We start from the raw sequence: 26784 nt of genomic DNA, 5'->3' as shown, positions 1-26784 counted from the left end.
GCGAGGGTGCAGCGCCTGATGTGCGCTGTGAGCGTTCACAGTAGAGAAACGAAACCGACACTTGTCAATGGTTGTTGCTGTGCGGTTATGTTGGGTCAGCGCCGCCGAGAAGGCGTGTGCACGTTCCCAGTATTTGTAGCAAAGAGCCCAGGAGACGCCCATGCCGCACACCCCTCGCGCGACTTCCCCGAAGGGTCTGCGCCGGCTGGCCTTCGGCGGCGACTACAACCCCGAGCAGTGGCCCGAGGAGGTCTGGCACGAGGACATGCGCCTCATGCGGGAGGCCGGCGTCACCATGGTCAGCGTCGGGATCTTCTCCTGGGCCCTGCTGGAACCCGAGCCCGGCCGCTACGACTTCGGCTGGCTCGACCGGCTCCTGGACCTACTGCACGTCAACGGCATCCGCGCCGACCTCGGCACCCCGACTGTCGCCCCGCCCGCCTGGTTCTACCGCGCACACCCCGACGCCCTGCCGGTCAGCAGGGACGGGGTCCGCTACGCCTTCGGCTCACGCGGCGCGATCTGCCACAGCCACCCGGACTACCGGGCGGCCGCGGCCCGTATCACCGAACAGCTCGCCCGCCGGTACGGGAACCACCCGGCGCTCGCCCTGTGGCACGTCCACAACGAGTACGGCGTCCCGGTCAGCGCCTGCTACTGCGACCACTGCGCCGCCCACTTCCGCCGCTGGCTCACCGCCCGCCACGGCACCGTCGAGGCCGTCAACGAGGCGTGGGGGACCGCCTTCTGGGGCCAGCGCTACCGCGCCTTCGGCGAGATCGACCCGCCCCGCACCACCCCGACCGTCGGCAACCCCGCCCAGCAGCTGGACTACGCGCGCTTCGCCGACGCCACCATGCGCGAGAACTTCCGCGCCGAGCGCGACCTCCTGCACCGGCACGCCCCCGGCATCCCCGTCACCACCAACTTCATGACCGCGCTCAGCCAGTGCGAGTCGGTGGACTACTGGGCCTGGGGGCGCGAGGTCGACCTCGTCACCAACGACCACTACCTGATCACCGACGGCCGCCGCACCCACGTCAACCTCGCCATGGCCGCCGACCTCACCCGCTCGGTGGCGGGCGGCGCCCCCTGGCTGCTCCTCGAACACTCCGCGGGCGGCGTCAACTGGCAGCCCCGCAACCCCGCCAAGCGCCCCGGCGAGATGGCCCGCAACAGCCTCTCGCACGTCGCCCGGGGCTCCGAGGGCGCGATGTTCTTCCAGTGGCGGCAGTCCCGGCGCGGCGCCGAGAAGTTCCACTCGGCGATGGTCCCGCACGCCGGCACCGACTCCCGGATCTGGCGCGAGGTCTCCCGGCTGGGCGCGGACATCGGCCTGCTGGACGGAATCCGCGCCACCCGGACCGTCGCCGACGCGGCCATGGTCTGGGACTGGCAGTCCTGGTGGGCGCAGTCCCTGGAGTGGCGGCCCAGCCAGGACCACGACGCCCGCGAGCGCGCCGACACGTTCTACGCCGCGCTCTACGACCGCCACCTCACCGTCGACTTCGCCCACCCCGACGCCGACCTCTCCGGCCACCCCCTGGTCGTCGTCCCGGCCCTCTACCTCGCCACCGAGGAGACCGGCCGCAATCTGCGCCGGTACGTGGAGGGCGGCGGCACCCTCGTCGTCTCGTACTTCTCCGGCATCGTCGACGCGAACGACGCCGTGCACCCCGGTGCGTACCCGGGCCCGCTCCGGGACGTGCTGGGGCTGAGCGTCGAGGAGTTCGCGCCCCTCGCCGAGGGGGAGACGGTCCGCCTGATCACCCCCGAGGGCGCCCCGGAGGGCCCGGAGCTGACCGGCGACCTCTGGTCGGACGTGGTCGTCCCGCGCGGCGCCGAGACCGTGTGGTCCTACGCGAACGGCATCCCGGCCGGCCGTCCCGCCGTCACCCGCCACCGCCTCGGCGCGGGCACGGCCTGGTACATCTCCACCCGGCTGGGCGGCGCGGACCTGGCCGCCGTCCTCGACCGGGCCTGCGCGGACGCCGGCATCGCGCCCCGCACCTCGCTTCCGTACGACGTCGAGGTCGTCACCCGGACCGGCGAGAGCGGCACGTACCTCTTCGTCATCAACCACACCGGGGACGAGGCGAAGGTTCCGCTCACCGCCCCCGGCACCGAACTCCTCACCGCCGAGCCCGTCGCGGGCGAACTCGCCGTCCCGGCGGGAGCTGTCCGCGTCGTCCGGCTCGGCGGCTGAGGACGCACCACCGCTCCACCCCCCAGGCAACTCCCGCGCACGGCCGAAGGGACACCGACGATGTACGCAACGAAGCACGGCAGGAAGAGAGCGGCGGCGCTGGCCGCCTCGCTCTCCGGACTCCTGCTGGCCGCCCTGCCCGCCCAGTCCGCCCACGCCGCCACCACCCTCACCGACCCCGGCTTCGAGTCCGGCGCCACCGGCTGGTCGACCTACTCGGCGGGCGGGCAGAACGCCGCCTCGTTCACCGAGGCCGGCGGCCACGGCGGCAGTACCCGGCTCAGCCACTGGTCCGCCTCCGCCTACCAGGTGGAGACGTACCAGTACCTCACCGGCCTCACCGACGGCACCTACACCCTGAGCGCCTGGGTGCGCTCCGGCGGCGGCCAGAACTCCGCCTACATCGCCCTGCGCAACTGCGGCAGCGCCGAGCAGCGCACCGACCTGCCGCCCACCGCCGACGGCGCCTGGATCCGCCTCGTCACCTCCGTGCGGGTGGTCGGCGGAGCCTGCACCATCAGCCTCAACTCCGACGCGCACGCGGGGGAGTGGGCCAACTTCGACGACATCACCTTCACCCCCGGCGCCACCGGCCTCACCGTCAAGGGCGGCGACCTCTCCACCCTCCCGAAGAACGAGGCCCACGGCGCCGTCTACCGCTCCGCGAGCGGCACCGCCGGCGACGCGATGGGCCTGCTGAAGTCCGCCGGGATGAACTACGTCCGCCTCAAGGTGTGGGTGGACCCGGCCGACGGCTTCAACGACAAGGCCCACGTCCTGGCCATGGCCAAGCGCGCCAAGGCCCTCGGCATGAAGGTGCTGGTCGACTTCCACTACTCCGACAGCTGGGCCGACCCCGGCAAGCAGAACAAGCCCGCCGCCTGGTCCGGACACGGCTACGCGCAGCTGCGGACGGACGTGTACGACCACACGTACGACGTGCTGAACGCGCTCAAGGCCCAGGGCACCACGGCCGACATGGTCCAGATCGGCAACGAGATCAACGCCGGCATGCTCTGGCCCGAGGGCTCCACCGACCACTGGTCCCAGCTCGCCGGACTCCTCACCTCCGGCGCGAACGCGGCCAAGGCCGTCTCCTCCGGTACGCAGGTGGCCCTGCACCTGGCCGAGGGCGGCGACAACGCGGGCACCCGCTGGTGGTTCGACAACGCGGTCGCGTACGGCGTGCCCTTCGACGTCGTCGCGCTCTCGTACTACGGCTACTGGCACGGGCCGCTCTCCGGCCTCCAGGCCAACCTGGACGACGCCGCGGCCCGCTACGGGAAGCCGGTGCTGGTCGCCGAGACCGCCTACGCCCACACCCTCGCCGACGCCGACGGCCTGGAGAACAACATCGCCACCGCGGACCAGCTGGTCAGCGGCTACCCGGCCACCCCGGCCGGCCAGGCGGCCAGCTTCCGGGACGTGCTGAACGTCGTGGAGGCCGTCCCCGGCGGCCGGGGCCTGGGCGCGGTGTACTGGGAGCCGGCCTGGACCGCCGTCAGCGGCAGCGGCTGGGACCCGGCCGACCCCTCCTCCGGCAACGCCTGGGAGAACCAGGCCCTGTTCGGCTACGACCAGAAGCTGCTGCCGGCGGCGGACTGGTTCTCCCACCGGTAGCCGGCGGGGGTCACGCCGGCGGGGCGCTCCGCCACTTCCAGGACGTCACCCGCTCGCGGCCGGGCAGTTCGGCGCGGCCGGTGGACCAGAGCAGCACGGTCCACCGGTCCTTGTCGTCCGGCGCCCCGGGGAACAGCCGGGCCAGCGCCCGGTCGCACAGCTCGGCGGGCGGCTCCCAGGCGACGCCCAGGGCCGAGGCGATGTCATGGGCGTGCACCAGGGTCTCCACGACGCCCATGGCCGCGAAGCCCTCCGGGTCGGAGACCCCGTAGCTGTGGTACGAGCGGGTGGCCGGGGATGCCGTACGGACCATCGCGGTCAGCAGCGCGCCGCTCGCCTCCACGGTCCGGAGCAGCCCCGGCACACCCGCGTCCGGGTCCGCGAAGACCGTGTTCCACGGGCCGCCCTCGCGCCGGGGACTCCAGTGGTACGGCACCCCGGCCTCCACCGACGGTGTACGCGGGCCCAGTTGGACGGCGTACGCGAACAGGTCGTCGCTCAGGTGCTCCGCGGTCTCCCAGCAGTCCCAGGTCAGCGTCCCGGCCGGGACGCGCCAGTCGGCCTCGGCCGCGCCGGAGAGCGTGTCGACGGCGAGCCGGACCGCCCGCGTCACATCGTCCGCGGTGACCGGCAGCCGCGTACCGGTGAGCGCGGCCCGTTCACCGGCGCTGCACTCCACGCAGAATTCGTTGCCCTCCGGGTCGGCCAGGGTCGCCCAGCCCCGTCCGTTCGGCCTGCGGTGGTCGGCGACCAGGGTGGCGCCGAGGGCCAGCAGCCGTTCGACCTCCTCGTCCCGGGTGCGGTCCTTGGGCTTGAGGTCCAGGTGGACGCGGTTCTTGGTCCGCTTCCGGTCGGGCACGGTGACGAAGAGGAGGGCGGTGCCCGGGATCTCGATCAGGGCCTCGGGGTCGCCGGGCAGATCGTCGTCGGCGAGCGGGGCGCCGAGCACCGCCGACCAGAAGGTGCCCAGGGTGTAAGCGTCGGCGCAGTCGATGGTGATGTGCTCCACATGGGATGTCATGCGCCCACTGTTCCCGCCGGGCCCGCTCCCGGTCCACCGGGATACGCCGGAGGGGGCGGCACGAAAATTCGTACCACCCCCTCGGAAGGCCCTACTTCACCGGGGTGAAGTCGCGCGCCCCGATGAACTCCGGGCGGCGGACCGGCGCCGCGAACGGCTCCTGCGCGGCGTTCTCCACGCTGTTGAACACGATGAACACATTGCTGCGCGGGTACGGCGTGATGTTGTCGCCCGAGCCGTGCATCGCGTTGCAGTCGAACCAGGTCGCCGAACCGGGCTTGCCGGTGAAGAGCCGGATGCCGTGCCGGTCGGCCATCTTCGTCAGCGCATCGTCGGACGGGGTGCCCGCGTCCTGCATCTGGAGCGACTTCTTGTAGTTGTCCTTCGGCGTCTCACCCGCGCAGCCGAGGAACGACTTGTGCGAGCCGGGCATGATCATCAGCCCGCCGTTGGTGTCGTGGTTCTCGGTCAGCGCGATCGACACGGACACCGTCCGCATGTTCGGCAGACCGTCCTCCGCGTGCCAGGTCTCGAAGTCCGAGTGCCAGTAGAACCCGGAGGCCCCGAACCCGGGCTTGACGTTGATCCGCGACTGGTGGACGTAGACGTCCGAACCGAGGATCTGGCGGGCCCGGCCCACCACCCGCTCGTCGGCGACCAGCCGGGCGAAGACCTCGCTGATCCGGTGGACCTCGAAGACCGACCGTACGGACTGGGACTTCGGTTCGATGATGGAGCGCTCGTCGGCGCGGACGGCCGGGTCGGCGATCAGCCGCTCCAGCTCGGCGTGGTAGCCGGCCACCTCGTCCGGGGTGATCAGCTGTCCGACGCTCAGGAAGCCGTCGTGCTCGTAGCCCTGGAGCTCCTTGGCGCTGATGGGACCCGGTGCGCCCGGAGCGGACCAGATGACCGGGTCCTGGCGGGGAGTGGTCATCTCGGCGGCGCCGCGCGAGGGGTACAGATCGGTGCGTACGTCGGTGGTCATGGGTTCAGCCCTCCTCGGTCAGCAGTGGATAGACACCGTTCTCGTCGTGCTCCTCCCGTCCGGTGACCGGCGGGTTGAAGACGCAGACGCAACGGAAGTCCGTCTTGGGTCGCATCGTGTGGCGCTCGTGGCCGTCGAGCAGATACATGGTGCCCGGCGTGATCCAGTGCTTCTCACCGGTCTCGTCGTTGGTCAGCTCGGCCTCGCCCTCGACACACAGGACCGCCTCGATGTGGTTCGCGTACCACATCGACGTCTCGGTTCCGGCGTACATCGTGGTCTCGTGGAGCGAGAAGCCGACCTTCTCCTGGGCGAGCACGATGCGCTTGCTCTCCCAGGTGCCGGAGGCGGCCTTGACATGCCGGTCGGTGTTCTCGACGTCGGCGAACGATCGGACGATCACGGTGGTTCGATGCCTTTCTCTGTACGGGGGTGAGGTGTGCGGTCCGGACCGTCAGGCGGTCTCGCGGACGGCACGGGCCAGCGTGCGCAGGCCCTCGTCCAGCTCCTCGGGCGTGATGGTGAGCGGCGGCAGCAGCTTCACGACCTCGCTCTGCGGGCCGGAGGTCTCCAGGAGCAGCCCCAGCTGGAACGCGCGGGCGCAGACCGCGGAGGCGCGCGCCGGGTCGTCGAACTCCAGGCCCCAGACCAGGCCGCGGCCCCGGAACCGGGCGCTGTCGTGCTCGCCGCAGATGGCCAGCATGGTCTGCTCGACCTGCTCGCCCCGGGCCAGCGTCTGCTTCTCCATCTGGCCGTCCGCCCAGTAGGCGTCCAGCGCGGCGGCCGCGGTGACGAACGCGGGGTTGTTGCCGCGGAAGGTGCCGTTGTGCTCGCCCGGCTCCCAGACGTCCAGCTCCGGCTTGAACAGGCAGAGCGACATGGGCAGTCCGTAGCCGCTGATGGACTTCGACAGCGTCACGATGTCCGGCGTGATGCCGGCCTCCTCGAAGGAGAAGAAGCCGCCGGTGCGGCCGCAGCCCATCTGGATGTCGTCCACGATCAGCAGCATGTCCTGGCGGTGGCACAGGTCCTGGAGCGCGCGCAGCCACTCCGCGCGGGCGACGTTGATGCCGCCCTCGCCCTGCACGGTCTCCACGATCACGGCGGCCGGGTGGTTGAGCCCGGAGCCCTGGTCCTCAAGCAGCCGCTCGAACCAGAGGAAGTCGGGGACCTGGCCGTCGAAGTAGTTGTCGAACGGCATCGGCGTGCCGTGCACCAGCGGGATGCCGGCCCCGGCCCGCTTGAACGCGTTGCCGGTCACGGCGAGCGAGCCGAGCGACATGCCGTGGAAGGCGTTGGTGAACGAGACGACGGACTCGCGCCCCTTGACCTTACGGGCGAGCTTCAGCGCCGACTCGACGGCGTTGGTGCCCGTCGGGCCGGGGAACATCACCTTGTACGGCAGGTCGCGGGGGCGCAGTACGACGTTCTGGAAGGTGTCCAGGAAGGCGCGTTTGGCGGTGGTCGCCATGTCGAGGCCGTGGGTGATGCCGTCGCGTTCGATGTAGTCGATCAGCGCGCGTTTGAGGACCGGGTTGTTGTGGCCGTAGTTGAGCGAGCCCGCGCCGGCGAAGAAGTCCAGGTAGGAGTGGCCGTCCTCGTCGGTCAGCCGGGCGCCCTGGGCGCGGTCGAACACGGCGGGCCAGCCGCGGCAGTAGCTTCGGACCTCGGACTCCAGGGTCTCGAAGACACTGAGGGCGGGCGGGGTGATGGTCACAGCGGAACTCCTGCGTGAGGTGGTGTGACGGGCGGCGTTGAAGGAAGCTGCGGTGGTGGGAGTGCGCGCTCAGGCGTGGAACGGGCCGATGCGGTACAGCACTTCCGGCAGATGGGTGCCTTCGGGGAACAGTCCGCCGTCGAAGAGCACCTCGCGCTCCAGGGCCACGTCGTGGCGCCGCGCGTAGGAGGTGAAGAGGCGGTCCGACGCGGTGTTGTCCGGGGTGACGGTCGTCTCGACCGAGGCCAGGCCCTGTCCGGCGGCGACCCGCGCGGTCAGCGAGTCCAGCAGCTTCGCCGCCAGCCCCGTACCGCGGTGGCCGTGGTCGACGGCCACCTGCCAGACGACGAGCGTCTCGGGACGGTCCGGCCTGATGTACCCCGTCACGAAGGCGACCGGGGAGCCGGTCTCGTCACGGGCGACCACGGAGGTCGCCGCGAAGTCACGACACCACAGCAGGTAGCTGTACGAGGAGTTGAGGTCCAGGACCTCGGAGTCGCGGGCGATGCGCCAGATCGCGGCCCCGTCCTCCACTCGTGGCGTGTCGATCGTGAGGAATTCGCTTCGGGCACGTGCAAAATCTGCTGGTGCGGCGGTCATGGCAATTGAATTTACCCAGCAAGTTTTTAAATTGCATCGACGCAAGGGGTTGGGTGGGGCAGGCTTCTGTGTTATCAGGCGGGTGCGCGCACCGGCGCGAGTCGCCTGCGTTTTCTGGCGTTCTGTCCGGTATTTATCGGGCAAATCCCCGACTGTGTGGAGTCGGTCACAAGCCCATAACTCTCTCCACACACAACCGAAATGGGTGCTGGAAACCGCTTGAAAACTGGGGTGTTTAGCCCGAGGAGAAGCGGGCATAAGAATGCGGGGAGCTGCTCTGAATCAGGCAGCTCCCCGCATTGTTTATCGGATGCGCTTTTATGCGCTGGGCCAGGTTTCCGAAACGGCCTTCCGGGCAGCCTCCAGATCGACCTGCCGGCCTGCTTCGGCCAGCGCCGCCCCCAGAGCCGCGAGCGAGGAGAGCACCGCGCCCCGCGTCGCATCCACCCCGTAGTGATTGACCCGGATCATCTCCTCGGCCAGCGCGCCCCCGCCCGCGATCAGCGGCAGCGAGGGCTCACCCGCGAGCGCCCGCGCGACCACCTCGGACGCGTCCACGCCCGCCGGCGTGCGCAGCGTCGTCGCCACCGGCGCCGCGTCCCGGGCCTCGTGGACGTACGGGGTCAGGCCGCCGCCCAGCGCCACCGCACCGGCCCGGGTGGCCGCCGCGGCCGCCGCGTGACGGGCCATCACCGCTTCGAGCCCCGCCGCCTCGATCCGCTCCACGCACGCCTCCAGGGCCAGCATCTCCAGCTGGGCCGGGGCGTGCGGCAGGGCCTTGCGGCCGCCGTCGATCCAGCGCTCCTTCCAGTCCAGGAGCGACAGGTAGGACCGGCGCGGCGCCTGCGGGTTGGCCGCGATCCGCTCCCAGGCCCGCGCGCTCACCGACACCGCCGAGACCCCGGCGGGCCCGCCCATCGCCTTCTGCGCCCCGATCACACACAGGTCCACGCCCCAGGCGTCCGGCAGCAGCGGTTCGGCGCCCACCGAGGCGACCGCGTCCAGCATGAACAGCGCGCCGTGCGCCCGCACCACCTCGCCGATCTCCGCGACCGGATTGGTGTTCCCGGTCGCCGCCTCGGCGTGCACCAGCGAGACGAAGTCGATCTCCGGGTGCGCGGCCAGCGCCTCGGCGACCTGGTCCGCGGTGACGGCCGTGTGGAACGGCACCGCCAGGTCGACGACCTCGGCCCCGCAGTCGCGCAGCCAGTTCCCGAAGGTCTGCCCGTACGGTCCGGTCACCACGTTCAGCGCCGTCGAACCGGGCCGGGCGCCGCCCCGGATGCAGCCCTCCAGGGGAAGCAGCGCCTCGCCCTGCGTGATGACGACGTCCTGCTCGGTGGCCAGCAGACCGGCCACCCGCCGCTCGATCGCCGCGAAGTGCGCGGCGGTCAGCGGAGCGAGGTCGAGGAAGGGGTGCGTCACGGCGGTGCTCTCTTCGGTTTCGGCCGGTGGGCTCCGGCCTGCTGACCGGGCGTCTCCGAGACTACCCAGCACCGTCCGGCCGGGCCGGGACAGGGCATGTCGCACGCGGTGGACCCCTCGTACAGTGCTGTGCATGAGTGATCACGAGGCATCGCGGGTGCTGCATGTGAAGGGGCGGGTGCTCGTCGGACCCGAGGAGGTCAGGGACGAGCTCTGGGCGGTCGGCGGCCGGATCACCTACGAGCGGCCGCCCGGCGCGGACGACGCCGTCACCGTCACCGGCTGGGCCCTGCCCGGACTGGTCGACGCCCACTGCCACGTCGGACTCGACCACCACGGCGCCGTGGACGCGGCGACCAGCGAGAAGCAGGCCCTGGACGACCGGGAGGCCGGGGCGCTGCTCCTGCGGGACGCGGGCTCGCCCGCCGACACCCGGTGGATCGACGACCGCGAGGACCTGCCGAAGATCATCCGGGCCGGCCGCCACATCGCCCGGCCCCGCCGCTACACCCGTAACTACGCCTGGGAGGTCGAGCCGGACGAGCTCGTCGCCTATGTCGCCCAGGAGGCACGCCGGGGCGACGGCTGGGTGAAGCTCGTCGGTGACTGGATCGACCGCGAGGTGGGCGACCTGACGGCGCTCTGGCCGCGCGAGGCGGTCGCGGCGGCCATCGCGGAGGCGCACCGGCTGGGCGCCCGCGTCACCGCGCACTGCTTCGCGGAGGACTCGCTGCGCGACCTGGTCGAGGCCGGGATCGACTGCGTCGAGCACGCCACGGGCCTCACCGAGGACACCATCCCGCTGTTCGCGGAGCGCGGGGTGGCGATCGTGCCGACCCTGGTCAACATCGCCACCTTCCCCTCGCTCGCGGAGAGCGGCGAGGCGAAGTTCCCGCGCTGGTCCGCCCATATGCGCCGGCTCCACGAACGCCGTTACGACACCGTGCGCGCCGCCTACGACGCCGGGGTGCCGGTCTTCGTCGGCACCGACGCGGGCGGGGTCCTCGCGCACGGCCTGGTGGCCGACGAGGTCGCGGAGCTGGTCAAGGCGGGCGTCCCGTCGCTGGAGGCGCTGTCCGCGACGACCTGGGGGGCGAGGGCCTGGCTCGGCAGGCCCGGGCTTGAGGAGGGGGCACCGGCCGACCTCGTGGTGTACGACGAGGACCCGCGGGCGGACGTGCGGGTGCTGGCCGGGCCGCGCCGGGTCGTCCTGAACGGGCGCGTGATCGGCTGACGCACCGCGTTGACCGGCAGTGACCTGGGGGCGGCCCGCTCGTTGGACCTTTTCCGTGTACGCGGAACGGTCCTCGTACGGGCCGCCCTCGCGCCGTCCGAAACGCCCCGGCGCTCAGTGAAACGGGTGAACCCGAGGAACGCACGTGCCGGAATATTCGAATACAGGCGCGGAAACCCCCCTTTGGAGTGAACTGGCCTCAGGTGTCCGCCAGTTCACCCTCTGTGCGTAAAGATTCACGGAGTCGAGGCCACCGGTGCCCGCGATGTCCCCCATTGGACGGCGCGCCGGTGGCTCCATGTCTCCTGTGGGGGTTCCACCATCTTGAACAGCAACACCTTCCGCCTCGCCGCCCTGGCGGTCGCCGCAGCTCCCGTCGCCGCCCTGGTCGCGGTCCCGGCCCACGCCGCCCCTGCGACGACCACCGCGGCCGGCGGCGACGGGAAGGCGAGCGCGGTCGTGCTCCGTACCGCGCTCGACGTCTCCCTCCTCAACAAGACGGTCGACGTGCCGTTGAACGTCACGCTCAACGAGGTGCGGGCGCCGCGCACCGCCGAGAAGACCGCGCTCAGCGTGCGGCTCGACGGCGTGGACCACGGAAAGCCGGTCAGCGTCCTCAGCGCGGACGTGGCCACCGCGGAGGCCACCGCCGACGAGCACCGGGCGGCCGGCTACAGCAACCTCGCCAACGCCCGGGTGAGCCTCCCCGGGCTCACGATGTTCCCGCTGCTCAAGGTGGAGAAGGTCACCTCGAAGGCGGTCTGCGAGGTGGGCAGCCGGCCGGTCGCCGAGTCCAACGTGCTCGGGTCCGTGTCGGTGCTCGGCAAGCGCGTCACGCTCACGGCGGGCGGCACCACGCGGGTCGCGGTGCCGCAGGTCGGTGAGGTGACGCTCGACCTGTCGAAGACGCGGACCACCTCGCGCACGGCCGCCGCGGTGGCACTCCAGCTGAAGGTGTCGGTCAACCCGGGCAACCTGAACGTCGCGGACGTCAAGGGCGAGGTCACCCTCGCGGAGGCCACCTGCGAAACCCCGAAGGGCCACGGCGGCCACACGGGCGGCGGTAACGGCGGGAACGACAACGGCGGCGGTGACAACGGCGGGAACGGCAACGGCGGGAACGGCAACGGCGGCGCGACCGGAGGCGGTTCGACGGACGGCGGCTCGGGTGACGGCGGCGCGACGGACGGCGGCTCCGGGAACGGCGGCTCCACGGGCGGCGGTGACGAGGCCGGTTCCACCGGCGGCGACGTGAAGACCCAGACGGGTACGGACCGGGCCCCGGCGGCCACCGACGCGGACCTGGCCGAGACGGGCAGCAGCTCCAGCACCCCGTACATCGCGGGCGGCGCGGCGCTGCTGCTGGCGGCCGGCGCGGCCGCCATGGTCCTGACCCGCCGCCGCGCCCGAGGCTGACGGCCCGAGGGGGAACCCAGGGGGAGGGGGTGAGTGAGCGGTGCTCCGAGGGGGGAGCACCGCTCACTCACATGAGTACCGCACGTGAAACAGAGCACCGCTCACTCACGAGAGCGCCCCCGCGACCACCTCCTACCGCCCCGCCACCGTCAGCGCCTGGAGCGCCAGGTCCAGCGCCTGGAGGAAGCGGTTGGTCGTCGCCCGGTCGCGTACCGCCAGCCGCAGCCAGCCGTCGCCGAGCCCCGGAAACGTGTCTCCGCGCCGCGCCGCGAACCCCAGCATCCGCAGCCGTTCCCTTATCTCGGCGGCCCCGTCGAGGCGGATCAGCACGAACGGCCCCTCGGCCGGCTCCACCACCCGGATCTCGGAGAACTCCCGCAGCCCGGCGACCAGATGCGCCCGGTCCACCACGATCCGGTCCGCCGCACCGGCGGCCTCCGCCAGCGCGCGCGGCTCCATGCACGCCTCCGCCGCCGCCAGCGCGGGCGACGACACCGGCCACAGCGGCTGCGCCTCCGTCAGGGCGCGGATGGTCTCCGGGGCGGCCGCCACGTAACCGATGCGCAGCCCGGCGAGCCCCCAGGTCTTGGTGAGGCTGCGCAGGACGACGAGCCCGGGGATGTCCGTACGCCCGCACAGGGCCTCCCGCTCGCCCGGCACCGCGTCCATGAACGCCTCGTCCACCACCAGGGTCCGCCCGGGACGGGCGAGGCGTTCGAGGACGGCGGCGGGGTGGAGGACGGACGTCGGGTTGGTCGGATTGCCGACGACCACCAGATCCGCTTCGTCGGGCACGTCCGACGGGTCGAGCCGGAAGTCGTCCCCGGCCCGCAGCAGGACCCGGCCCACCTGGTGCCCGGCAGCGCGCAGCGCCGACTCGGGCTCGGTGAACTGAGGGTGCACCACGTAGGGCCGCCGGGCGGGCAGCGCACGGGCGATCAGGACGAACGCCTCGGCCGCGCCGGCCGTCAACAGGACGCGATCGGGCGGCAGTTCGTGGCGCGCGGCAACGGCCTCGCGGGCCTCGCGGCCGTCCGGGTAGGCGGCGAGCGCGCCCAGGGAGCCGGCTATCCGCTCCGTCAGCCAGGCCGGTGGGGTGCCGGCCCGTACGTTGACGGCGAGATCGGTCAGATCCCGGCCCCGTCCGCGTACTTCGGCGTCGCCGTGGTGACGCAGATCGTAGGTGCCCGAGCCTGTCGCGTCGGGACTCTCAGTGGGAGTGTGCATGACCGCCGTGGTGGGGGTGTGGTGGGGGGTGTGCGCCGTGGCCTGGGTGGACTCCGGCACGATGACTATGCGCCCCGCACCCTGTTTCACGCAACGGTCCCGACGGGCCGGCGCGCGACCGCGCAGGTGGCCTTCGACGGGTGCCCGTCGGGCGGCCGTGACTTCCTTTTGGGCACGAGGAGTTGACCGCCGCCGGCGAGTGCGGCGGCCTCGGCCACCGAGGGGGTGCCGAGGGCGGCGAGCGCCGCGCCGGAGGGGTGCGGGACGGGGACCAGGGCGAGCACGTCCGCCGGGTGTGCGCGGAGCGGGACCCCGAGCCGGGCGGCGGCGGCGAGGAGCCCCGGCTCATGGGCCTTCGCCGTCACGGTGACCAGCTCGGCGACCGAGCCGGCCGTGAGCCCCGCCTCCCGCAGCACCGCCAGGACCAGCCCGGTGACCTCGTCGGCGGAGACACCCCGGGAGGCGCCGACGCCGACGACGAGCGCGCCGGGATGCGCGGAGCGGGGTACATCGGCTAGCAAGAGGCCATGGCGGTGTTCGTCGCGCTCGGCGCGTTCCTGATGACCCTGGCGGGCGGCTGGGTCGCCCAGCGCGTCAGCGACCGCCGCCACCTGGTCCTCGGCCTGGCCGGCGGGCTGATGCTCGGCGTGGTCGGCCTGGACCTGCTGCCCGAGGCGGTGGAGGCGGCGGGCGGCCTGGTCTTCGGCGTCCCGGCGGCCCTGCTGCTGTTCGTCGGCGGCTTCCTCGTCGCCCACCTCGTGGAACGGCTGCTCGCGGTGCGCCAGGCGGCCCACGGCGCGGCCGAGGAGCGGGTCCCGCAGGTCGGGCTGACGGCGGCGTCCGCGATGGTCGGCCACAGCCTGATGGACGGGGTCGCGCTCGGCGCGGCCTTCCAGGTCGGCGGCGGGATGGGCGCGGCCGTGGCGCTCGCCGTGATCACGCACGACTTCGCGGACGGCTTCAACACCTACACGATCACCAGCCTGTACGGGAACGCCCGCCGCAAGGCCCTCACGATGCTCTTCGCGGACGCGGCGGCGCCCGTCGTCGGGGCGGCGACGACGCTGCTGTTCACCCTGCCGGAGGAACTGCTCGGCTGCTATCTCGGCTTCTTCGGCGGCGCCCTGCTCTACCTCGCCGCCGCCGAGATCCTGCCCGAGGCCCACCACGACCACCCGGCCCGTTCCACCCTGCTGTGTACGGTGGCCGGCGTGTGCTTCATCTGGCTGGTGGTGGGCCTCGCGCAGTGACCCCGTCACCCCCGGCACCGCGCCACGAACCGCGCGGCCGTCCCGGGCGACGCGGCCCAGTGGGTGTGCAGATAACTCGCGTGTACGTTGCCCCGGACGAACCCCTCGACGCGCCGCTCGGGCCGGTGCATGCCCCAGGCCGGTTCGTCGCCCGCCCCGGGCTCGATGACGGTCCGGTGGAACTCATGCCCCCGCAGCCGCGCCCCGGCGGGCGCCAGCACGTTGTCGGAGAGCGCCACGGCATCCCGGTACCCGAGCGTCAGCCGCTTGGTCATCCGCGCCTCGGCGTCGAGCACCCCGCACATCGGCAGCCCGTCCAGGGACCGCGCCAGATACAACAACCCGGCACACTCGGCGGCCACCGGCGCCCCCGAGAGAGCCAATTCCGCGACGGCCTTCCGCAAGGCTTCGTTGGCCGACAGCTCGGGGGCGTACACCTCGGGGAACCCGCCTCCGATGACGACGCCCCGGGTTCCGAGGGGCAGCGCCTCGTCCCGCAGGGGATCAAAGGTCACGACGTCGGCCCCCGCAGCGGCGAGCAATTCGGTGTTCTCGGCGTAGGAAAACGTAAAAGCAGCCCCACCGGCCACGGCAACGATGGGCCGCCGCGCCTCCGCCATATCCAGCCCCTCCGGCGTTTGAGGAGCGGGGTCCGGGGCGGAGCCCCGGTTACGGGAAGAGTGGGGTCTCCCCTGCTCGAACGAAGCTGAGAGCTTGGGGATGGGGAGGGGAACAGCTCCGCCGAAGGCGCCCCCCACCGCCTCACCCGCAGACCACCCCGCATCGGGCAACGCAGGCGCCGACCGCGCCAACGCCAACAACCCCTCCAGGTCGCACCCCGCTGCCACCTGCCCAGCCATCGCCGCGACAGCGGCCACCGCCTCGGCCCCCCGCTCAGCCACCGGCACCAGCCCCAGATGCCGCGACGGCACGGAAACCCCCTCCGCCCGCCGCAAGACACCGAGCACCGGCACCCCCGACTCCTCCAACGCCTCCCGCAACAACGCCTCGTGCCGGTCGGACCCCACCTTGTTCAGGATCACCCCGCCGATCCGCACCTCCGCGTCCCAGGACGCGAACCCGTGCACCAGCGCCGCCACCGACCGCGACTGCGACGACGCGTCCACGACGAGCACCACCGGCGCCCGCAGCAGCTTCGCCACATGCGCGGTGGACGCCAGCTCACCGAGCCCCGAGGCCCCGTCGTACAGCCCCATCACGCCCTCGACCACGGCCAGCCCGCACCCCCGCGCCCCATGCGCGAACAGCGGCGCGATCAGCTCGGGCCCGCACATGTACGCGTCGAGGTTGCGCCCCGGGCGCCCCGTCGCCAGCGTGTGGAAGCCGGGGTCGATGTAGTCGGGGCCCACCTTGTGCCCGGACACGGCGAGCCCCCGCGCGGCGAACGCGGCCATCAGCCCCGTCGCGACGGTGGTCTTGCCGCTGCCCGACGAGGGCGCGGCGATGACCAGGCGGGGGATGTTCACCACTCGATGCCCCTCTGGCCCTTCTGCCCGGCGTCCATCGGGTGCTTGACCTTCGACATGTCCGTCACCAGGTCCGCCGCGTCCAGCAGCGCGGCCGGCGCGTTGCGGCCGGTGATCACCACATGCTGCGTACCGGGGCGGTCGCGCAGTACGGAGACCACCTCGTCGGTGTCGATCCACCCCCAGTGCAGCGGATAGGCGAACTCGTCCAGCACATACAGCCGGTACGTCTCGGCGGCCAGGTCGCGCTTGACCTGCTCCCAGCCCTCGCGGGCCTTCGCCTCGTTGTCCGTCTGGTCGTCGCGCTGGACCCAGGACCAGCCCTCGCCCATCTTGTGCCAGGCGACGGACCCGCCCTCGCCGCTCGCGCCGAGGACCTTCAGCGCGTTCTCCTCGCCGACCTTCCACTTCGCCGACTTGACGAACTGGAAGACCCCGACGGGCCAGCCCTGATTCCAGGCGCGCAGCGCGAGCCCGAAGGCCGCCGTCGACTTCCCCTTGCCGATGCCGGTGTGCACCATCAGCAGCGGCCGGTTGCGCCGCTGCCGGGTGGTGAGTCCGTCGTCCGGCACGCTCTCCGGCTGTCCCTGCGGCATTACGCGACCCTCCTGTCGGTGTGCCCGGGGCCCGCGCCCCGGACGTCCTTGACCAGCCCGGCGATCGATTCGGCGCGCAGCTCGTCCAGCGTGACGGCGGTGCCGCCCAGGCCGGCGGCGAGTCCCGCCGCGAGCCCCAGCCGGACCGGGCCCGTCTCGCAGTCCACGACGACCGACGCGATGCCCTCGGCCGCGTGCAGCCGGGCGGCCCGCGCGGCCAGCGCCACCGGGTCCGGCCCGCCGGTCGCCCGTCCGTCCGTCACCACGACCAGCAGCGCCCGCCGGGACGGGTCGCGCAGCCGCTCCACCCGCAGCACGTCGTGCGCCTTCAGCAGCCCGGCGGCCACCGGGGTCCGCCCGCCGGTCGGCAGCGATTCGAGGCGGGCCGCCGCCGCGTCCACCGACGAGGTCGGCGGCAGCGCCAGTTCCGCGTCCCGGCCCCGGAAGGTGACCAGACCGACCTTGTCGCGCCGCTGATAGGCGTCCATCAGCAGGGACAGCACCGCGCCCTTCACGGCGCCCATGCGCTGCCGGGCGGCCATCGACCCGGAGGCGTCCACGACGAACAGCACGAGATTGCCCTCGCGCCCCTCCCGCGTCGCCTGCCGCAGATCGTCCCGCCGCACCACGAGCCCCCGCCCGGACCGGCCCCGCGCCCGCTGGTGCGGGGCGGCGGCCAGCACCGTCGCGGCCAGATGCAGCTTGGTCAGCGCGCCCTCGGGCCGCCGCGCACCGGTCGTCCGCCCGTGCTCGGTGCGCGCCCGGGACCGCCGCCCCGCCGCACCCTCGCCGAGACCGGGCACGCTGAGCATCTTCGTACGGAACGGCTCACCGGCCCGTACGGGCTGCTGCTCACCGCCCTGCCCGGGCACGGGCGCCCCGGGCGTGTCGTCCGGCCCTTCGGCGGGCGCGGGCGGCGTGTCGGGTGCGTCCCCCTGCGGCGGCAGCCCGCCGCCACCACCGCCACCGCCGTCACCGCCGCCGTCACCGGGCCCGTCCGGCTCCGGCTCGTTGTCCCCGCCGCCGTTCCGCTCCAGCGTGTCGTCCAGCTTGTCCTCGTCGAGCCCCGGCGCGTCGAAGGGGTTGCGCCGCCGCCGGTGCGGGAGCGCGAGCAGCGCCGCCTGCCGGACGTCATCGGCCTGTACGTCGGTGCGCCCCGCCCACGCGGCCAGCGCGGTCGCGGTCCTGGCCATGACGATGTCCGCGCGCATCCCGTCGACCTCGAAGGCCGCGCAGGTCGCCGCGATCTGCCGCAACGCCCGGTCGCCGAGCACCACTTCGGGCAGCAGCGCGCGGGCCGCCGTGATCCGGTCCCGCAACTCCGCCTCCTCGGCGGCCCAGCGCGCCGCGAAGCCCGCCGGATCGTCCTCGTAGGCGAGCCGCCGCCGCACGACCTCCACCCGCTGGTCCGTCTCCCGGGACGCCGCGACCTCGACGGTCAGCCCGAACCGGTCGAGCAACTGCGGCCGCAGCTCGCCCTCTTCGGGGTTCATCGTGCCGACGAGCAGGAACCGCGCCGCGTGCCGTACGGAGACGCCCTCGCGCTCCACGTACGAGGCACCCATGGCCGCCGCGTCCAGCAAAAGGTCGACCAGATGGTCGTGGAGGAGGTTGACCTCGTCCACGTACAGGATTCCGCGGTGCGCGTCCGCGAGCAGCCCCGGCTCGAACGCCTTCACGCCCTCGGAGAGGGCCCGTTCGATGTCCAGCGCGCCGACGAGCCGGTCCTCGGACGCGCCGACCGGCAGCTCCACGGTCCGCGCCGCCCGCGACACGCCGGAGGCGTCCTCGTGCGGGCCGTCCGGACACGCCGGGTCGGGCGCGGCGGGATCGCACGAGAACCGGCACCCCGGCACGACGGCGACCTCCGGCATCAGCGCGGCCAGCGCGCGCACGGCGGTCGACTTGGCGGTGCCCTTCTCGCCACGGACCAGGACCCCGCCCACGGCCGGGCTGACCGCGTTGAGCAGCAGCCCGAGCCGCAGGTCGTCCTGGCCGACGATGGCGGTGAAGGGGTAGGGCGTACTCACAGGGCCTCCTTGACGGGGATGGCGGGCGCACCCGGCGGGATGAACGGCAGACCGGACGGCGCGCCCGACTCGATGAGCTGCCACAGCGCGTCCGTGTCCGCGTGTTCCTCGATCAGGTCGCCGAGGCGGTCGAGCTGTTCCTCGCGCAGAGCGGCGAAGCAGGTGTCGGGCGCGGGCACGAAGCGGCGGCCGGTGAGCCGGGCCACCTCGGCCAGGAACCGGCGGCGGAAGGCGTCGCTCTCCAGCGAACCGTGCCAGTGCGTGCCCCAGACGGCACCGGACCGGCAGCCGTCCAGCGGGGTGCCGAGGCCGTCCGTCAGGAACGGTTCGCCGCCGCGCACATCGGCGACGCCGTGATGGATCTCGTACCCGTCGACGGGTGCACCGAGCGCCTCGCCGGACGGCCGGGCGAGGGTCTTCTGGCGGTCGAAGCGGACCCGCACGGGCAGCAGGCCGAGCGCGTCGACCCGCCCGGCGCGCGACTCCACCTCGTCCTCGATGTGCTCGCCGAGGATCTGGTAGCCGCCGCAGATCCCGAGCACCGGCCGTCCCTCGGCCGCGCGCCGCCGCAGCGCCTCGGCGAGCCCGCGCTCGCGCAGCCAGGCGAGCGCCTTCACGGTGCCCCGGGTGCCGGGCACGATGACGAGGTCCGCGTCGGCCAGCTCCTCCGGCCGGTCCACGAAGCGGACGACGACGCCGGGTTCGGCGGCCAGCGCGTCCACATCGGTGAAGTTCGACATCAGAGGGATCGCGCACACGGCGACGCGCAGGACGTCCTCGCCGTGCGGCGGGGCAACCGCCGACTCCCGTACGGTGCCGCGCAGCGACACCCGCAGCCCGTCCTCCTCGTCGATACCGAGCCCGTGCGCGAACGGCAGCACCCCGTAGGTGGGGCGGCCCGTCAGGTCGCGCAGCATGTCGAGCCCCGGCTCAAGCAGCGAGACGTCGCCCCGGAACTTGTTGACCAGGTATCCCGCGACCAGCTCCTGGTCCTCCGGCGCGAGCAGCGCCGTCGTGCCGAAGAACGAGGCGAAGACCCCGCCCCGGTCGATGTCCCCGACCACCACGACCGGGAAGCGCGCGGCCCGGGCGATGCCCATGTTCACGATGTCCGTGCGGCGCAGGTTGATCTCGGCGGGCGAGCCCGCGCCCTCGCAGATCACCGCGTCGTACGTGCTCCGCAGCTGCTCCAGGCAGTCCGTGACGGTGGACAGCAGGCGCTCCTGCCGCCCGCCGTGGTAGCCGCGGGCGCTCATCTCGCCGACCGGCCGCCCCATCAGGACGACCTGGCTGGAGCGGTCGCCGCCGGGCTTGAGCAGCACCGGGTTCATCAGGGCGGTCGGCTCGACACGGGCGGCCTGGGCCTGCATCGCCTGGGCCCGGCCGATCTCCGCGCCCTCGCGGGTGACGAAGGAGTTCAGCGACATGTTCTGCGCCTTGAACGGGGCGACCTTCACGCCCCGGCGCACCAGCCAGCGGCAGATGCCCGCCGTGACGACGCTCTTGCCCGCGTCCGATGTGGTCCCGGCGACCAGCAGTCCGCCGCTCATATCGCTCTCCGTCCAGGTATACGAGGTCTGCGGGACCGGCGAGCGAGCGCCCCCGCGCCCAGCCGGGCGGCCACGCCGACGCCGAGGGCCAGCACGCCCACCCGGCGCGAGAGCCGCACCGCGCGCTCGATGTCCGCGGTCTCCACCGCCCGGCCGGCCGCCCCGTTGAGCACGGGCCGGTGCTCGACCCGGCCGCCGTAGGTGAGGGTCCCGCCCAGCCGTACGCCGAGCGCCCCGGCGAACGCGGCCTCCACCGGCCCCGCGTTGGGGCTCGGGTGCTTGGCGGCGTCCGCCCGCCAGGCCCGTACCGCCTCCCGGGGCCGGCCGCCCGAGGCCACGGCGAGCAGGGCGGTGAGCCGGGCGCCGGGCCAGCCCGCGAGGTCGTCCAGCCGGGCCGAGGCCCAGCCGTACCGCAGATGGCGCGGCGACTTGTGGCCGACCATCGCGTCGAGCGTGTTGGCGGCGCGGAAGCCGACGAGCCCGGGGACCCCTGCGAGGGCGCCCCAGACGAGGGCGCCGACCACCGCGTCCGAGGTGTTCTCGGCGACGGACTCCACGACGGCGCGCGCGATCCCGGGGCCGTCCAGCGCCTGCGGGTCGCGCCCGCACAGATGCGGCAGCCGCTCCCGGGCCGCCTCGACGTCCCCCGCGGCGAGCGCCCCGCCGATGGCCCGGGCCTCCCGCCCCAGCGACGTACCGCCGACGACGGACCAGGTGGCGGCGGCGGTCAGGGCCACGGACGCGGCGGGGTGGCGGCGAAGGGCGCGGGCGGCGAGCGCGGCGCTCCCGGCGGCGCCCCCGGCGCAGATCAGGGTGTGCAGGGCGCCCCGGCCGCGGTGGTCGCGCCAGAGCCGGTCCTCGACGGCCGCGGCGGCCCGCCCGAAGGCGGCGACCGGGTGGCCCCTGCGGGGGTCACCGAGCAGCAGGTCGGCGATCAGGCCGGCGGTGGCGCCGTACGCGTAGATGCGATCGGCACGCACGGCTCAGCCGGCCGTACCGGAGTCCGCCGGCAGAGGCTGTGGGGAGAGGGGCGCACGGCAGCCGGGCATGGCGATATGTCCTCACTCAGGGTCCGCGCCCTGGTTCGACGTGACGGCGGCAGGAGTCTCCTGGCTTCCGGATCGGCGGATTCCCCGGTCTTCCAGTCCGCTCGCGCGGGCCGTGACGTGCGGTGGGGGACCGCTCCCCGGTGACAGTGGCGGGACCGCGCCGGATTCGCACCGGCTTCCTCTGCTGTCGCCGTAATGGCTCCGGCAGTCCACCACGCCCCGCGAACGCCCGTCAACTCGCCGTTGACCTGCGGCGGCGGGGTGTGGGCGGACGCACATCGGGCCGGACGCGCACGAGGTGCGTCCGGCCCGGGGGAGGGGGTGCCGCGTCAGGCGACGATCAGATAGATGCCGTACGCGACCGCCGCCGCGCACAGCCCGAAGCAGACGTACGCCCCGGCGCGCGCCAGCAGGACCGAGGAGCCCGCCGGACCGCCCTGCGCGGCCGGTTCCGGCTGCTTGGAGAGGCCGACGATGCCGAGCGTGAAGAGGCCCACCAGGGCGACGGTGGTGACGAGGGAGACGCCGAAGACGGTGCCCAGAGCTGCCCAGTCGATGTTCATACGGGTGTCCTTTACCGGAGTGCCGGGTCGGTCAGACCGTGGCGGGTCGGGCCGGATCGGCGGCGGCGGGTGCGGCGGGCGCCGGAATGGTGGCGGCGAGGTCGTGCGCCTGGGCCGCGGTGGGCGGCGGGCTCACGGCCGCGATGGCCTGGGTGACGACACCGGCGGGCTCGGCCGGGGCCGCGTCCTCGGTGCCGGGTGCGACATCGCCGTGGCCGACCGGCTTGCGGCGCGAGAGCACCCAGATCGCCCCGGAACCAGCGACCAGCAGGGCCGCGACGACCACGACGCCCCAGGTGCCCTGCTTCGTCAGGAACTCGGCACCCGCGCCGACCAGACCGGCGGCCGGCAGGGTCAGGCCCCAGGCGACGAACATCCGGGTGGCGGTGGACCAGCGGACCACACCCCCGGCCCGGCCGAGGCCCGCGCCCATCACGGCCCCGGAGCAGGACTGCGTGGTGGAGAGGGAGAAGCCGAGGTGCGAGGAGGCCAGGATGACGGTGGCCGCGCTGGTCTGGGCGGCGAAGCCCTGCGGGGGCTTCAGCTCGGTCAGGCCGCTGCCCATGGTGCGGATGATGCGCCAGCCGCCGAGGTACGTGCCGAGCGCGATGGCCATTCCGGCGCTGACGATGACCCAGACCGGCGGGTTGGAGCCGGGGGAGAGGACGCCGCCGGTGACCAGGGCCAGCGTGATGATGCCCATCGTCTTCTGCGCGTCGTTGGTGCCGTGGGCGAGCGAGACGAGCCCGGCCGAGGCGATCTGCCCCGCCCGGTAGCCCTTGGCGGTCGCCTTCTCCTGGGCGTCGTTACGGATCTTCCCGCCGATCCGGTACGTGAGCCTGGTGGCCAGGAGCGCGGCCACGCCGGCCACGATCGGGGCGGCGACGGCGGGCAGCAGCACCTTGGTGACGACGGTGCCGCCGTTGACCGACGACCAGCCGGCGGACATCACCGCGGCGCCGATGAGGCCGCCGAACAGTGCGTGGGAGGAGCTGGACGGGAGCCCGACCAGCCAGGTCAGAAGATTCCACAGGATGGCGCCGACGAGCGCCGCGAAGATGACCTCGGTTCTGAGGCCGTCCTCGTTGACGATCCCGCCGGAGATCGTCTTGGCGACCTCCACGGACAGGAACGCGCCGACCAGATTGAGAACGGCGGACATCGCGACCGCCGTCTTGGGTTTGAGTGCGCCGGTCGAGATGGTGGTGGCCATCGCGTTGGCGGTGTCGTGGAAACCGTTCGTGAAATCGAACACTAGAGCTGTCACGATCACTATCGCGAGCAGCAGCGTGATGTGTTCCATTTACCCAGGCAATCGTTCGACGTCATTGGCACGTGGAACGTAGGCAACTTGAGTGAACGGAAGATGAACTGAGCAGGGCGTTGCGGTGACCCCCGCGGTGGTGGCCGGACGGCGCCCGGAAAGGATCTTCGGATGAGTGACGGACGGCACGACGAGATGGCCCGTGGATGGGGGGCGGTCGTCGCCGCGGCGCGCCGCACGGCGGCCGAGGGACTGGTCGTCGGCACCTCCGGAAACGTCTCGCTGCGGGTCGGCGACACGGTGCTGGTCACACCCAGCGGAGTGCCGTACGACGAGCTGGGCCCCGAGCACCTGACCGGCGTCGATCCGGAAGGCAACCAGACCTTCGGGGCACTGAACCCCACCAGCGAACTCCCCCTCCACCTCGCCGTCTACCGGAACACCGACGCGAAGGCCGTCGTGCACACCCACGCGGTCCACGCCACCGCCGTCTCCACCCTCGTCACCGAGGTCCCCCCGGTCCACTACGCCGCCGCGATCCTCGGCGGCACGGTCCGGGTCGCCCCCTACGCCCGGTATGGCACCCCCGAACTGGCCGCCAACATGCTCACCGCCCTCCGCGGCCGCACCGGCTGCCTGCTCGCCAACCACGGCACCGTCACCTACGGCGCCACCCTGGACGAGGCGTACGACCGCACCGCCCAGCTCGAATGGCTCTGCCATGTCTGGCTCACCGCGAGCGCCGTACCCGGCCGCACCCCCGCCCTGCTGTCGGACGACCAGCTCGGCGAGGTCCTGGAGGCGCTGAAGGGATACGGGCAGCAGGGCTGACGCGGCACGACGGGCAGCGCGGACACGGCACCGTACGGCCCTGTCCGCTGGCATCGGGGCGCCCGGGCCCCGACACTGAGGGTGTGCGCCCGGTTACCGCGACGGCAGCGGCCGTCACCACCCTCATCGGCGCCGGCGCGGCAGCGGTCGCCGCCGGCCGGTTCGCCGGCGACGTCGCCCTCAGGACGCCGCCCGGCCGACCGCTCCCCGCCGACCGCGAACTCACCGTCCACGCGACGGCCGCCGGGCAGGTCACCCTGACCCGGTCCCTCACCTCGCTGCGCCCCGGCACGTACGGTCTTACCGGCAAGGACGTCCACGCCGTCGTCGGCCCCGTGATCGACCGGGCCCACCAGGCCGCCGACACCGTGGTGCGCCGGCTGGAACGCGTGGACCACGGCGTCCTCGCCCCCGGCGACAAGGTCCGCCTCACGCCCCAGGTGTACAGCGGCGACCTCGGCAGCGCGCTCGGCCTGGCCTTCCGCGAGGTGCGGATTCCCGGCGAGCTCGGCGAACTGCCCGCCTGGTACGTCCCGGCGCCCCGCCCCACCTGGGTCATCACCGTCCACGGCATCGGTGCCACCCGCGAGCACCCGCTGAACCTCCTCGGCTTCCTGCACGGCCGGCAGCTGCCGGTGCTCGACCTCGCCTACCGGGGCGACCCGGGCGCCCCCCGCTCCCCGGACGGGCTCGGCCACCTCGGCGAGTCCGAGTGGCGCGACCTGGACGCCGCGATCCGCTTCGCCGTCCGCAACGGCGCCGAGCGGGTCGTCCTGTACGGCTGGTCCACCGGCGCGTCCATGGCGCTGCACGCCTGCGTGGGCTCCGCGCTCCGGGACCGGATCTCCGGCCTCGTCCTCGACTCGCCCGTGCTCGACTGGACCGACACCCTGCGCGGCCTGGCCGCCGCACGCGGGGTGCCCGCCGCGCTGCTGCCGCTGGCGGTGCGCGCCGCCCAGGGGCAGACCGGACTGCACGGCACCGCGCTCCTGGACACCTCGGTCCCGGTGACCCTGCACGTCCCCACGCTCGTCTTCCACGGCCCCGACGACACCCTGGCCCCCTGGATCCACTCCCGCCGGCTCGCCGCCGCCCGCCCCGACCTGGTCTCCCTGCACACCGTGGACCACGCTCCGCATGCGGCGATGTGGAACGCCGACCCGGCCCGCTACGAGGAGACCCTGCGCCGCTTCCTCACGCCCCTGATGTGAGGGGATGCGCCGGTTCAGCCGATTGGTCCCGGCCGGCGGGCGGGCCCGGCAACGCCGGTGACCCGGGTTCCGTTTGGGCTTTCGGGCCGTCAGGGGCAAGACTGCTCCCGTGACGTCCCGTACCCCGCGCGACTCCAGGCTGCGTCTTGTCCGCCCGCGACCCCTCGCCACCGCCCGAAGGGCCGTGACCACCCGGCGCACCAGGCCCGCGCCGCGCCCGCCCGAGGGCACCCCACCCCGGGCGGAGCTGGCCCGCCAGGCCCGGACGGTCCTCGCCGACGCCGTACGGATCGCCCGCTGGGCCTCCGACGGGGCGGCCCCCGGCACCACACCGCCGGCCACCCTCGAACACGCCGCCGCCGCGCTGGACATCTCCCCGGCACAGGTGCGCTCCGGCTGGGACCGGGCCCGGCTCGCCGGACTGGTCGAACTCCACGGCGACACCGCACGCCCCGGCTGGCGGCTGCGCGCCTGGGACCGGGACGACTCCGCGGTGCTGCGCGGCTGGGTGGCGCTCTTCGACGCCTGGTCGCTCGTCCACCCCGCGCCCCGGGGCGTCGAGTCCACCGCGGTCGCCGAGGCCGTCGAGGCGGTGCCGCAGGTCCTCTCGCTGCTCCAGCTCTCGGCAGGCCCGGTCACCGTGCCCGCCCTCCTCGACCTCCTCGGCCAGCGCGTCGCGGAGCTCCACGAGGAGCGCTGCGAGGTGCCGTACGGCCCCGAGCCGCTGCCCGCCCCCGCCGAACCGGCCCCCACCGCCCACCCCCCGGCTCTCGTCGCCCGCCTGCTCGACTGGGCCCTGGAGGGCCTGGCCGACGTCGGGGCGCTCACCCTCGGCCCGGACCAGGCCACGCTGACGCCGCTCGGCAACTGGGCGGTCTGGGTCAAGCTGGAACAGATCTGCGTCGCCGCGCAGAGCCCCGCCGGCAACATCGAACAGGCCGCCGCCGACATGCTCCTCGGCTGCGCCCGCCTCACCCCCGGCCCCGCCCGCGCCGAATACCGCGCCTGGCTGGCCGCCCGCCCCGTCGGCAGCGCCGTCGCCGAACTCCTGGACGTCGCCCGGGGCGAGGACGCGCTCCTGCGCGGCCTGGCCTTCGAGGCCCTGCGCGTCGTCGGCGCCCCCGCAGAGCCCGAGGTCCGGGCCGTCCGCACCGACCCGTCACTCCGCCCGTACGCGCTGATCTGGCTCGCCGAATACGACGGTACGGACCCCGACGACGCCCAGGAGGTCCTCAGCCGCGAGGAGGCCACATGGCTCTGGGTCGACACGGCGGCGGCCGTCGCCGACCACGGCGAGACGGGCCTCCTGGTCCGCCACCTCGACGCGGCGGTCCAGGGCACGGTCCCGGCCCTCCTGGACGAGGTCCGCGCGGTGGGCCACCCCCGCACGGTCCAGGTCCTGGTGGCCCTGGCAGCGGCCCACCCGGACCCGGCCCTGGCCAAGGCGGTCCGCAAGGCGGCTTTCCAGGTCCACACGGGCGGCTCGTGATTCCGGGGGCGCT

The 26784-nt window shown here is 73.4% G+C and carries 21 protein-coding genes, 1 pseudogene and 1 riboswitch; of the genes and pseudogenes, 8 read left to right on the top strand and 14 right to left on the bottom strand.

What is annotated here, in order from left to right; genetic code table 11:
* Positions 1 to 160: 160 nt before the first annotated feature.
* Entirely contained in the window at positions 161 to 2206 is a 2046-nt protein-coding gene (locus tag OG338_RS05100; protein ID WP_405936170.1) for a beta-galactosidase, read from the top strand.
* Between the two features lie 60 nt (positions 2207 to 2266).
* Complete coding sequence (locus OG338_RS05095) at positions 2267 to 3826, top strand: arabinogalactan endo-beta-1,4-galactanase (RefSeq protein WP_405936169.1); 1560 nt, start codon at positions 2267 to 2269, stop codon at positions 3824 to 3826.
* Positions 3827 to 3836: 10 nt separating this feature from the next.
* On the opposite strand, the gene OG338_RS05090 is transcribed toward OG338_RS05095, so the two are convergent.
* From OG338_RS05090 to OG338_RS05065, 6 genes are all read right to left on the bottom strand, one after another.
* Positions 3837 to 4847 carry a VOC family protein gene (locus OG338_RS05090; RefSeq protein WP_405936168.1) on the bottom strand — a complete coding sequence of 337 codons (1011 nt, stop codon included), beginning with the start codon at positions 4845 to 4847 and terminating at the stop codon, positions 3837 to 3839.
* A 91-nt stretch (positions 4848 to 4938) separates the two neighbouring features.
* Positions 4939 to 5832 (bottom strand): ectoine hydroxylase, encoded by an 894-nt coding sequence (gene thpD / locus OG338_RS05085; protein WP_405936167.1) that lies wholly within the window; start codon positions 5830 to 5832, stop codon positions 4939 to 4941.
* A gap of 4 nt (positions 5833 to 5836) precedes the next feature.
* Complete coding sequence (locus OG338_RS05080; RefSeq protein ID WP_093709407.1) at positions 5837 to 6235, bottom strand: ectoine synthase; 399 nt, start codon at positions 6233 to 6235, stop codon at positions 5837 to 5839.
* Positions 6236 to 6286: 51 nt separating this feature from the next.
* Positions 6287 to 7549: a diaminobutyrate--2-oxoglutarate transaminase gene (gene ectB / locus OG338_RS05075; RefSeq protein WP_405936166.1), complete on the bottom strand. Its 1263-nt coding sequence runs from the start codon at positions 7547 to 7549 to the stop codon at positions 6287 to 6289.
* A gap of 69 nt (positions 7550 to 7618) precedes the next feature.
* Positions 7619 to 8149, bottom strand: a complete 531-nt coding sequence (gene ectA / locus OG338_RS05070; protein ID WP_405936165.1) for a diaminobutyrate acetyltransferase — start codon at positions 8147 to 8149, stop codon at positions 7619 to 7621.
* A gap of 318 nt (positions 8150 to 8467) precedes the next feature.
* The gene (locus tag OG338_RS05065; protein ID WP_405936164.1) at positions 8468 to 9574 is read right to left on the bottom strand and encodes a pyridoxal-phosphate-dependent aminotransferase family protein; all 1107 of its coding nucleotides are present in this window, start codon (positions 9572 to 9574) and stop codon (positions 8468 to 8470) included.
* 133 nt (positions 9575 to 9707) lie between these two features.
* On the opposite strand from OG338_RS05065, the gene OG338_RS05060 reads away from it, so the two are divergent.
* Together OG338_RS05060 and OG338_RS05055 are read left to right on the top strand one after the other, a co-directional pair.
* On the top strand, positions 9708 to 10808 hold the full coding sequence (locus OG338_RS05060) for an amidohydrolase family protein (RefSeq protein ID WP_405936163.1): 1101 nt from the start codon (positions 9708 to 9710) through the stop codon (positions 10806 to 10808).
* A 324-nt stretch (positions 10809 to 11132) separates the two neighbouring features.
* Positions 11133 to 12224, top strand: coding sequence for an SCO1860 family LAETG-anchored protein (locus OG338_RS05055; RefSeq protein WP_405936162.1), 1092 nt, complete (start codon positions 11133 to 11135; stop codon positions 12222 to 12224).
* 132 nt (positions 12225 to 12356) lie between these two features.
* Here OG338_RS05055 and cobC read toward each other — a convergent pair.
* Positions 12357 to 13972: pseudogene (gene cobC, locus OG338_RS05050) on the bottom strand (Rv2231c family pyridoxal phosphate-dependent protein CobC).
* Positions 13973 to 13978: 6 nt separating this feature from the next.
* Between cobC and OG338_RS05045 the strand changes: the two are divergent.
* Positions 13979 to 14701, top strand: coding sequence for a ZIP family metal transporter (locus OG338_RS05045; protein ID WP_164634389.1), 723 nt, complete (start codon positions 13979 to 13981; stop codon positions 14699 to 14701).
* 5 nt (positions 14702 to 14706) lie between these two features.
* Here OG338_RS05045 and OG338_RS05040 read toward each other — a convergent pair whose 3' ends face one another.
* The 7 genes from OG338_RS05040 to OG338_RS05010 all read right to left on the bottom strand — a co-directional run bounded on the left by OG338_RS05040 (position 14707) and on the right by OG338_RS05010 (position 23279).
* The gene (locus OG338_RS05040) at positions 14707 to 16188 is read right to left on the bottom strand and encodes a cobyrinate a,c-diamide synthase (RefSeq protein ID WP_405940321.1); all 1482 of its coding nucleotides are present in this window, start codon (positions 16186 to 16188) and stop codon (positions 14707 to 14709) included.
* Positions 16185 to 16784 (bottom strand): cob(I)yrinic acid a,c-diamide adenosyltransferase, encoded by a 600-nt coding sequence (cobO, locus tag OG338_RS05035; protein WP_073864749.1) that lies wholly within the window; start codon positions 16782 to 16784, stop codon positions 16185 to 16187. The genes OG338_RS05040 and cobO overlap by 4 nt, the downstream gene beginning before the upstream one ends.
* Positions 16784 to 18814, bottom strand: a complete 2031-nt coding sequence (locus OG338_RS05030) for a putative cobaltochelatase (RefSeq protein ID WP_405936161.1) — start codon at positions 18812 to 18814, stop codon at positions 16784 to 16786. The genes cobO and OG338_RS05030 overlap by 1 nt, the downstream gene beginning before the upstream one ends.
* Positions 18811 to 20364 (bottom strand): cobyric acid synthase, encoded by a 1554-nt coding sequence (locus tag OG338_RS05025; protein ID WP_405936160.1) that lies wholly within the window; start codon positions 20362 to 20364, stop codon positions 18811 to 18813. Before OG338_RS05025 ends, OG338_RS05030 begins: the two co-directional genes overlap by 4 nt.
* Complete coding sequence (locus tag OG338_RS05020) at positions 20361 to 21344, bottom strand: cobalamin biosynthesis protein (protein WP_405936159.1); 984 nt, start codon at positions 21342 to 21344, stop codon at positions 20361 to 20363. Before OG338_RS05020 ends, OG338_RS05025 begins: the two co-directional genes overlap by 4 nt.
* 122 nt (positions 21345 to 21466) lie before the next feature.
* Positions 21467 to 21596: riboswitch (cobalamin riboswitch) on the bottom strand.
* A gap of 146 nt (positions 21597 to 21742) precedes the next feature.
* The gene (locus OG338_RS05015; protein WP_405936158.1) at positions 21743 to 21976 is read right to left on the bottom strand and encodes a hypothetical protein; all 234 of its coding nucleotides are present in this window, start codon (positions 21974 to 21976) and stop codon (positions 21743 to 21745) included.
* Positions 21977 to 22007: 31 nt separating this feature from the next.
* Positions 22008 to 23279, bottom strand: a complete 1272-nt coding sequence (locus OG338_RS05010) for an anion permease (RefSeq protein ID WP_405936157.1) — start codon at positions 23277 to 23279, stop codon at positions 22008 to 22010.
* 132 nt (positions 23280 to 23411) lie between these two features.
* Here OG338_RS05010 and OG338_RS05005 point away from each other — a divergent pair, with 132 nt between their 5' ends.
* The 3 genes from OG338_RS05005 to OG338_RS04995 all read left to right on the top strand — a co-directional run bounded on the left by OG338_RS05005 (position 23412) and on the right by OG338_RS04995 (position 26771).
* The gene (locus OG338_RS05005) at positions 23412 to 24071 is read left to right on the top strand and encodes a class II aldolase/adducin family protein (RefSeq protein ID WP_405936156.1); all 660 of its coding nucleotides are present in this window, start codon (positions 23412 to 23414) and stop codon (positions 24069 to 24071) included.
* A gap of 83 nt (positions 24072 to 24154) precedes the next feature.
* The gene (locus tag OG338_RS05000; protein ID WP_405936155.1) at positions 24155 to 25282 is read left to right on the top strand and encodes an alpha/beta hydrolase; all 1128 of its coding nucleotides are present in this window, start codon (positions 24155 to 24157) and stop codon (positions 25280 to 25282) included.
* Between the two features lie 184 nt (positions 25283 to 25466).
* Entirely contained in the window at positions 25467 to 26771 is a 1305-nt protein-coding gene (locus OG338_RS04995) for a hypothetical protein (protein ID WP_405940320.1), read from the top strand.
* Positions 26772 to 26784: the final 13 nt, after the last annotated feature.

This window comes from Streptomyces sp. NBC_00726 (assembly GCF_045161735.1).
GTDB lineage: Bacteria > Actinomycetota > Actinomycetes > Streptomycetales > Streptomycetaceae > Streptomyces.
This window is presented reverse-complemented; position numbering and strand designations above follow the sequence as displayed.

Coding starts and splice junctions, on each gene's coding strand:
- OG338_RS05010 (WP_405936157.1), bottom strand. CDS start 23,279: ATGGAACACATCACGCTGCTGCTCGCGATAGTGATCGTGACAGCTCTA.
- OG338_RS05005 (WP_405936156.1), top strand. CDS start 23,412: ATGAGTGACGGACGGCACGACGAGATGGCCCGTGGATGGGGGGCGGTC.
- OG338_RS05095 (WP_405936169.1), top strand. CDS start 2,267: ATGTACGCAACGAAGCACGGCAGGAAGAGAGCGGCGGCGCTGGCCGCC.
- ectA (WP_405936165.1), bottom strand. CDS start 8,149: ATGACCGCCGCACCAGCAGATTTTGCACGTGCCCGAAGCGAATTCCTC.
- OG338_RS05015 (WP_405936158.1), bottom strand. CDS start 21,976: ATGAACATCGACTGGGCAGCTCTGGGCACCGTCTTCGGCGTCTCCCTC.
- OG338_RS05025 (WP_405936160.1), bottom strand. CDS start 20,364: ATGAGCGGCGGACTGCTGGTCGCCGGGACCACATCGGACGCGGGCAAG.
- OG338_RS05100 (WP_405936170.1), top strand. CDS start 161: ATGCCGCACACCCCTCGCGCGACTTCCCCGAAGGGTCTGCGCCGGCTG.
- thpD (WP_405936167.1), bottom strand. CDS start 5,832: ATGACCACCGACGTACGCACCGATCTGTACCCCTCGCGCGGCGCCGCC.
- cobO (WP_073864749.1), bottom strand. CDS start 16,784: ATGCCGCAGGGACAGCCGGAGAGCGTGCCGGACGACGGACTCACCACC.
- OG338_RS05060 (WP_405936163.1), top strand. CDS start 9,708: ATGAGTGATCACGAGGCATCGCGGGTGCTGCATGTGAAGGGGCGGGTG.
- OG338_RS05090 (WP_405936168.1), bottom strand. CDS start 4,847: ATGACATCCCATGTGGAGCACATCACCATCGACTGCGCCGACGCTTAC.
- OG338_RS05045 (WP_164634389.1), top strand. CDS start 13,979: ATGGCGGTGTTCGTCGCGCTCGGCGCGTTCCTGATGACCCTGGCGGGC.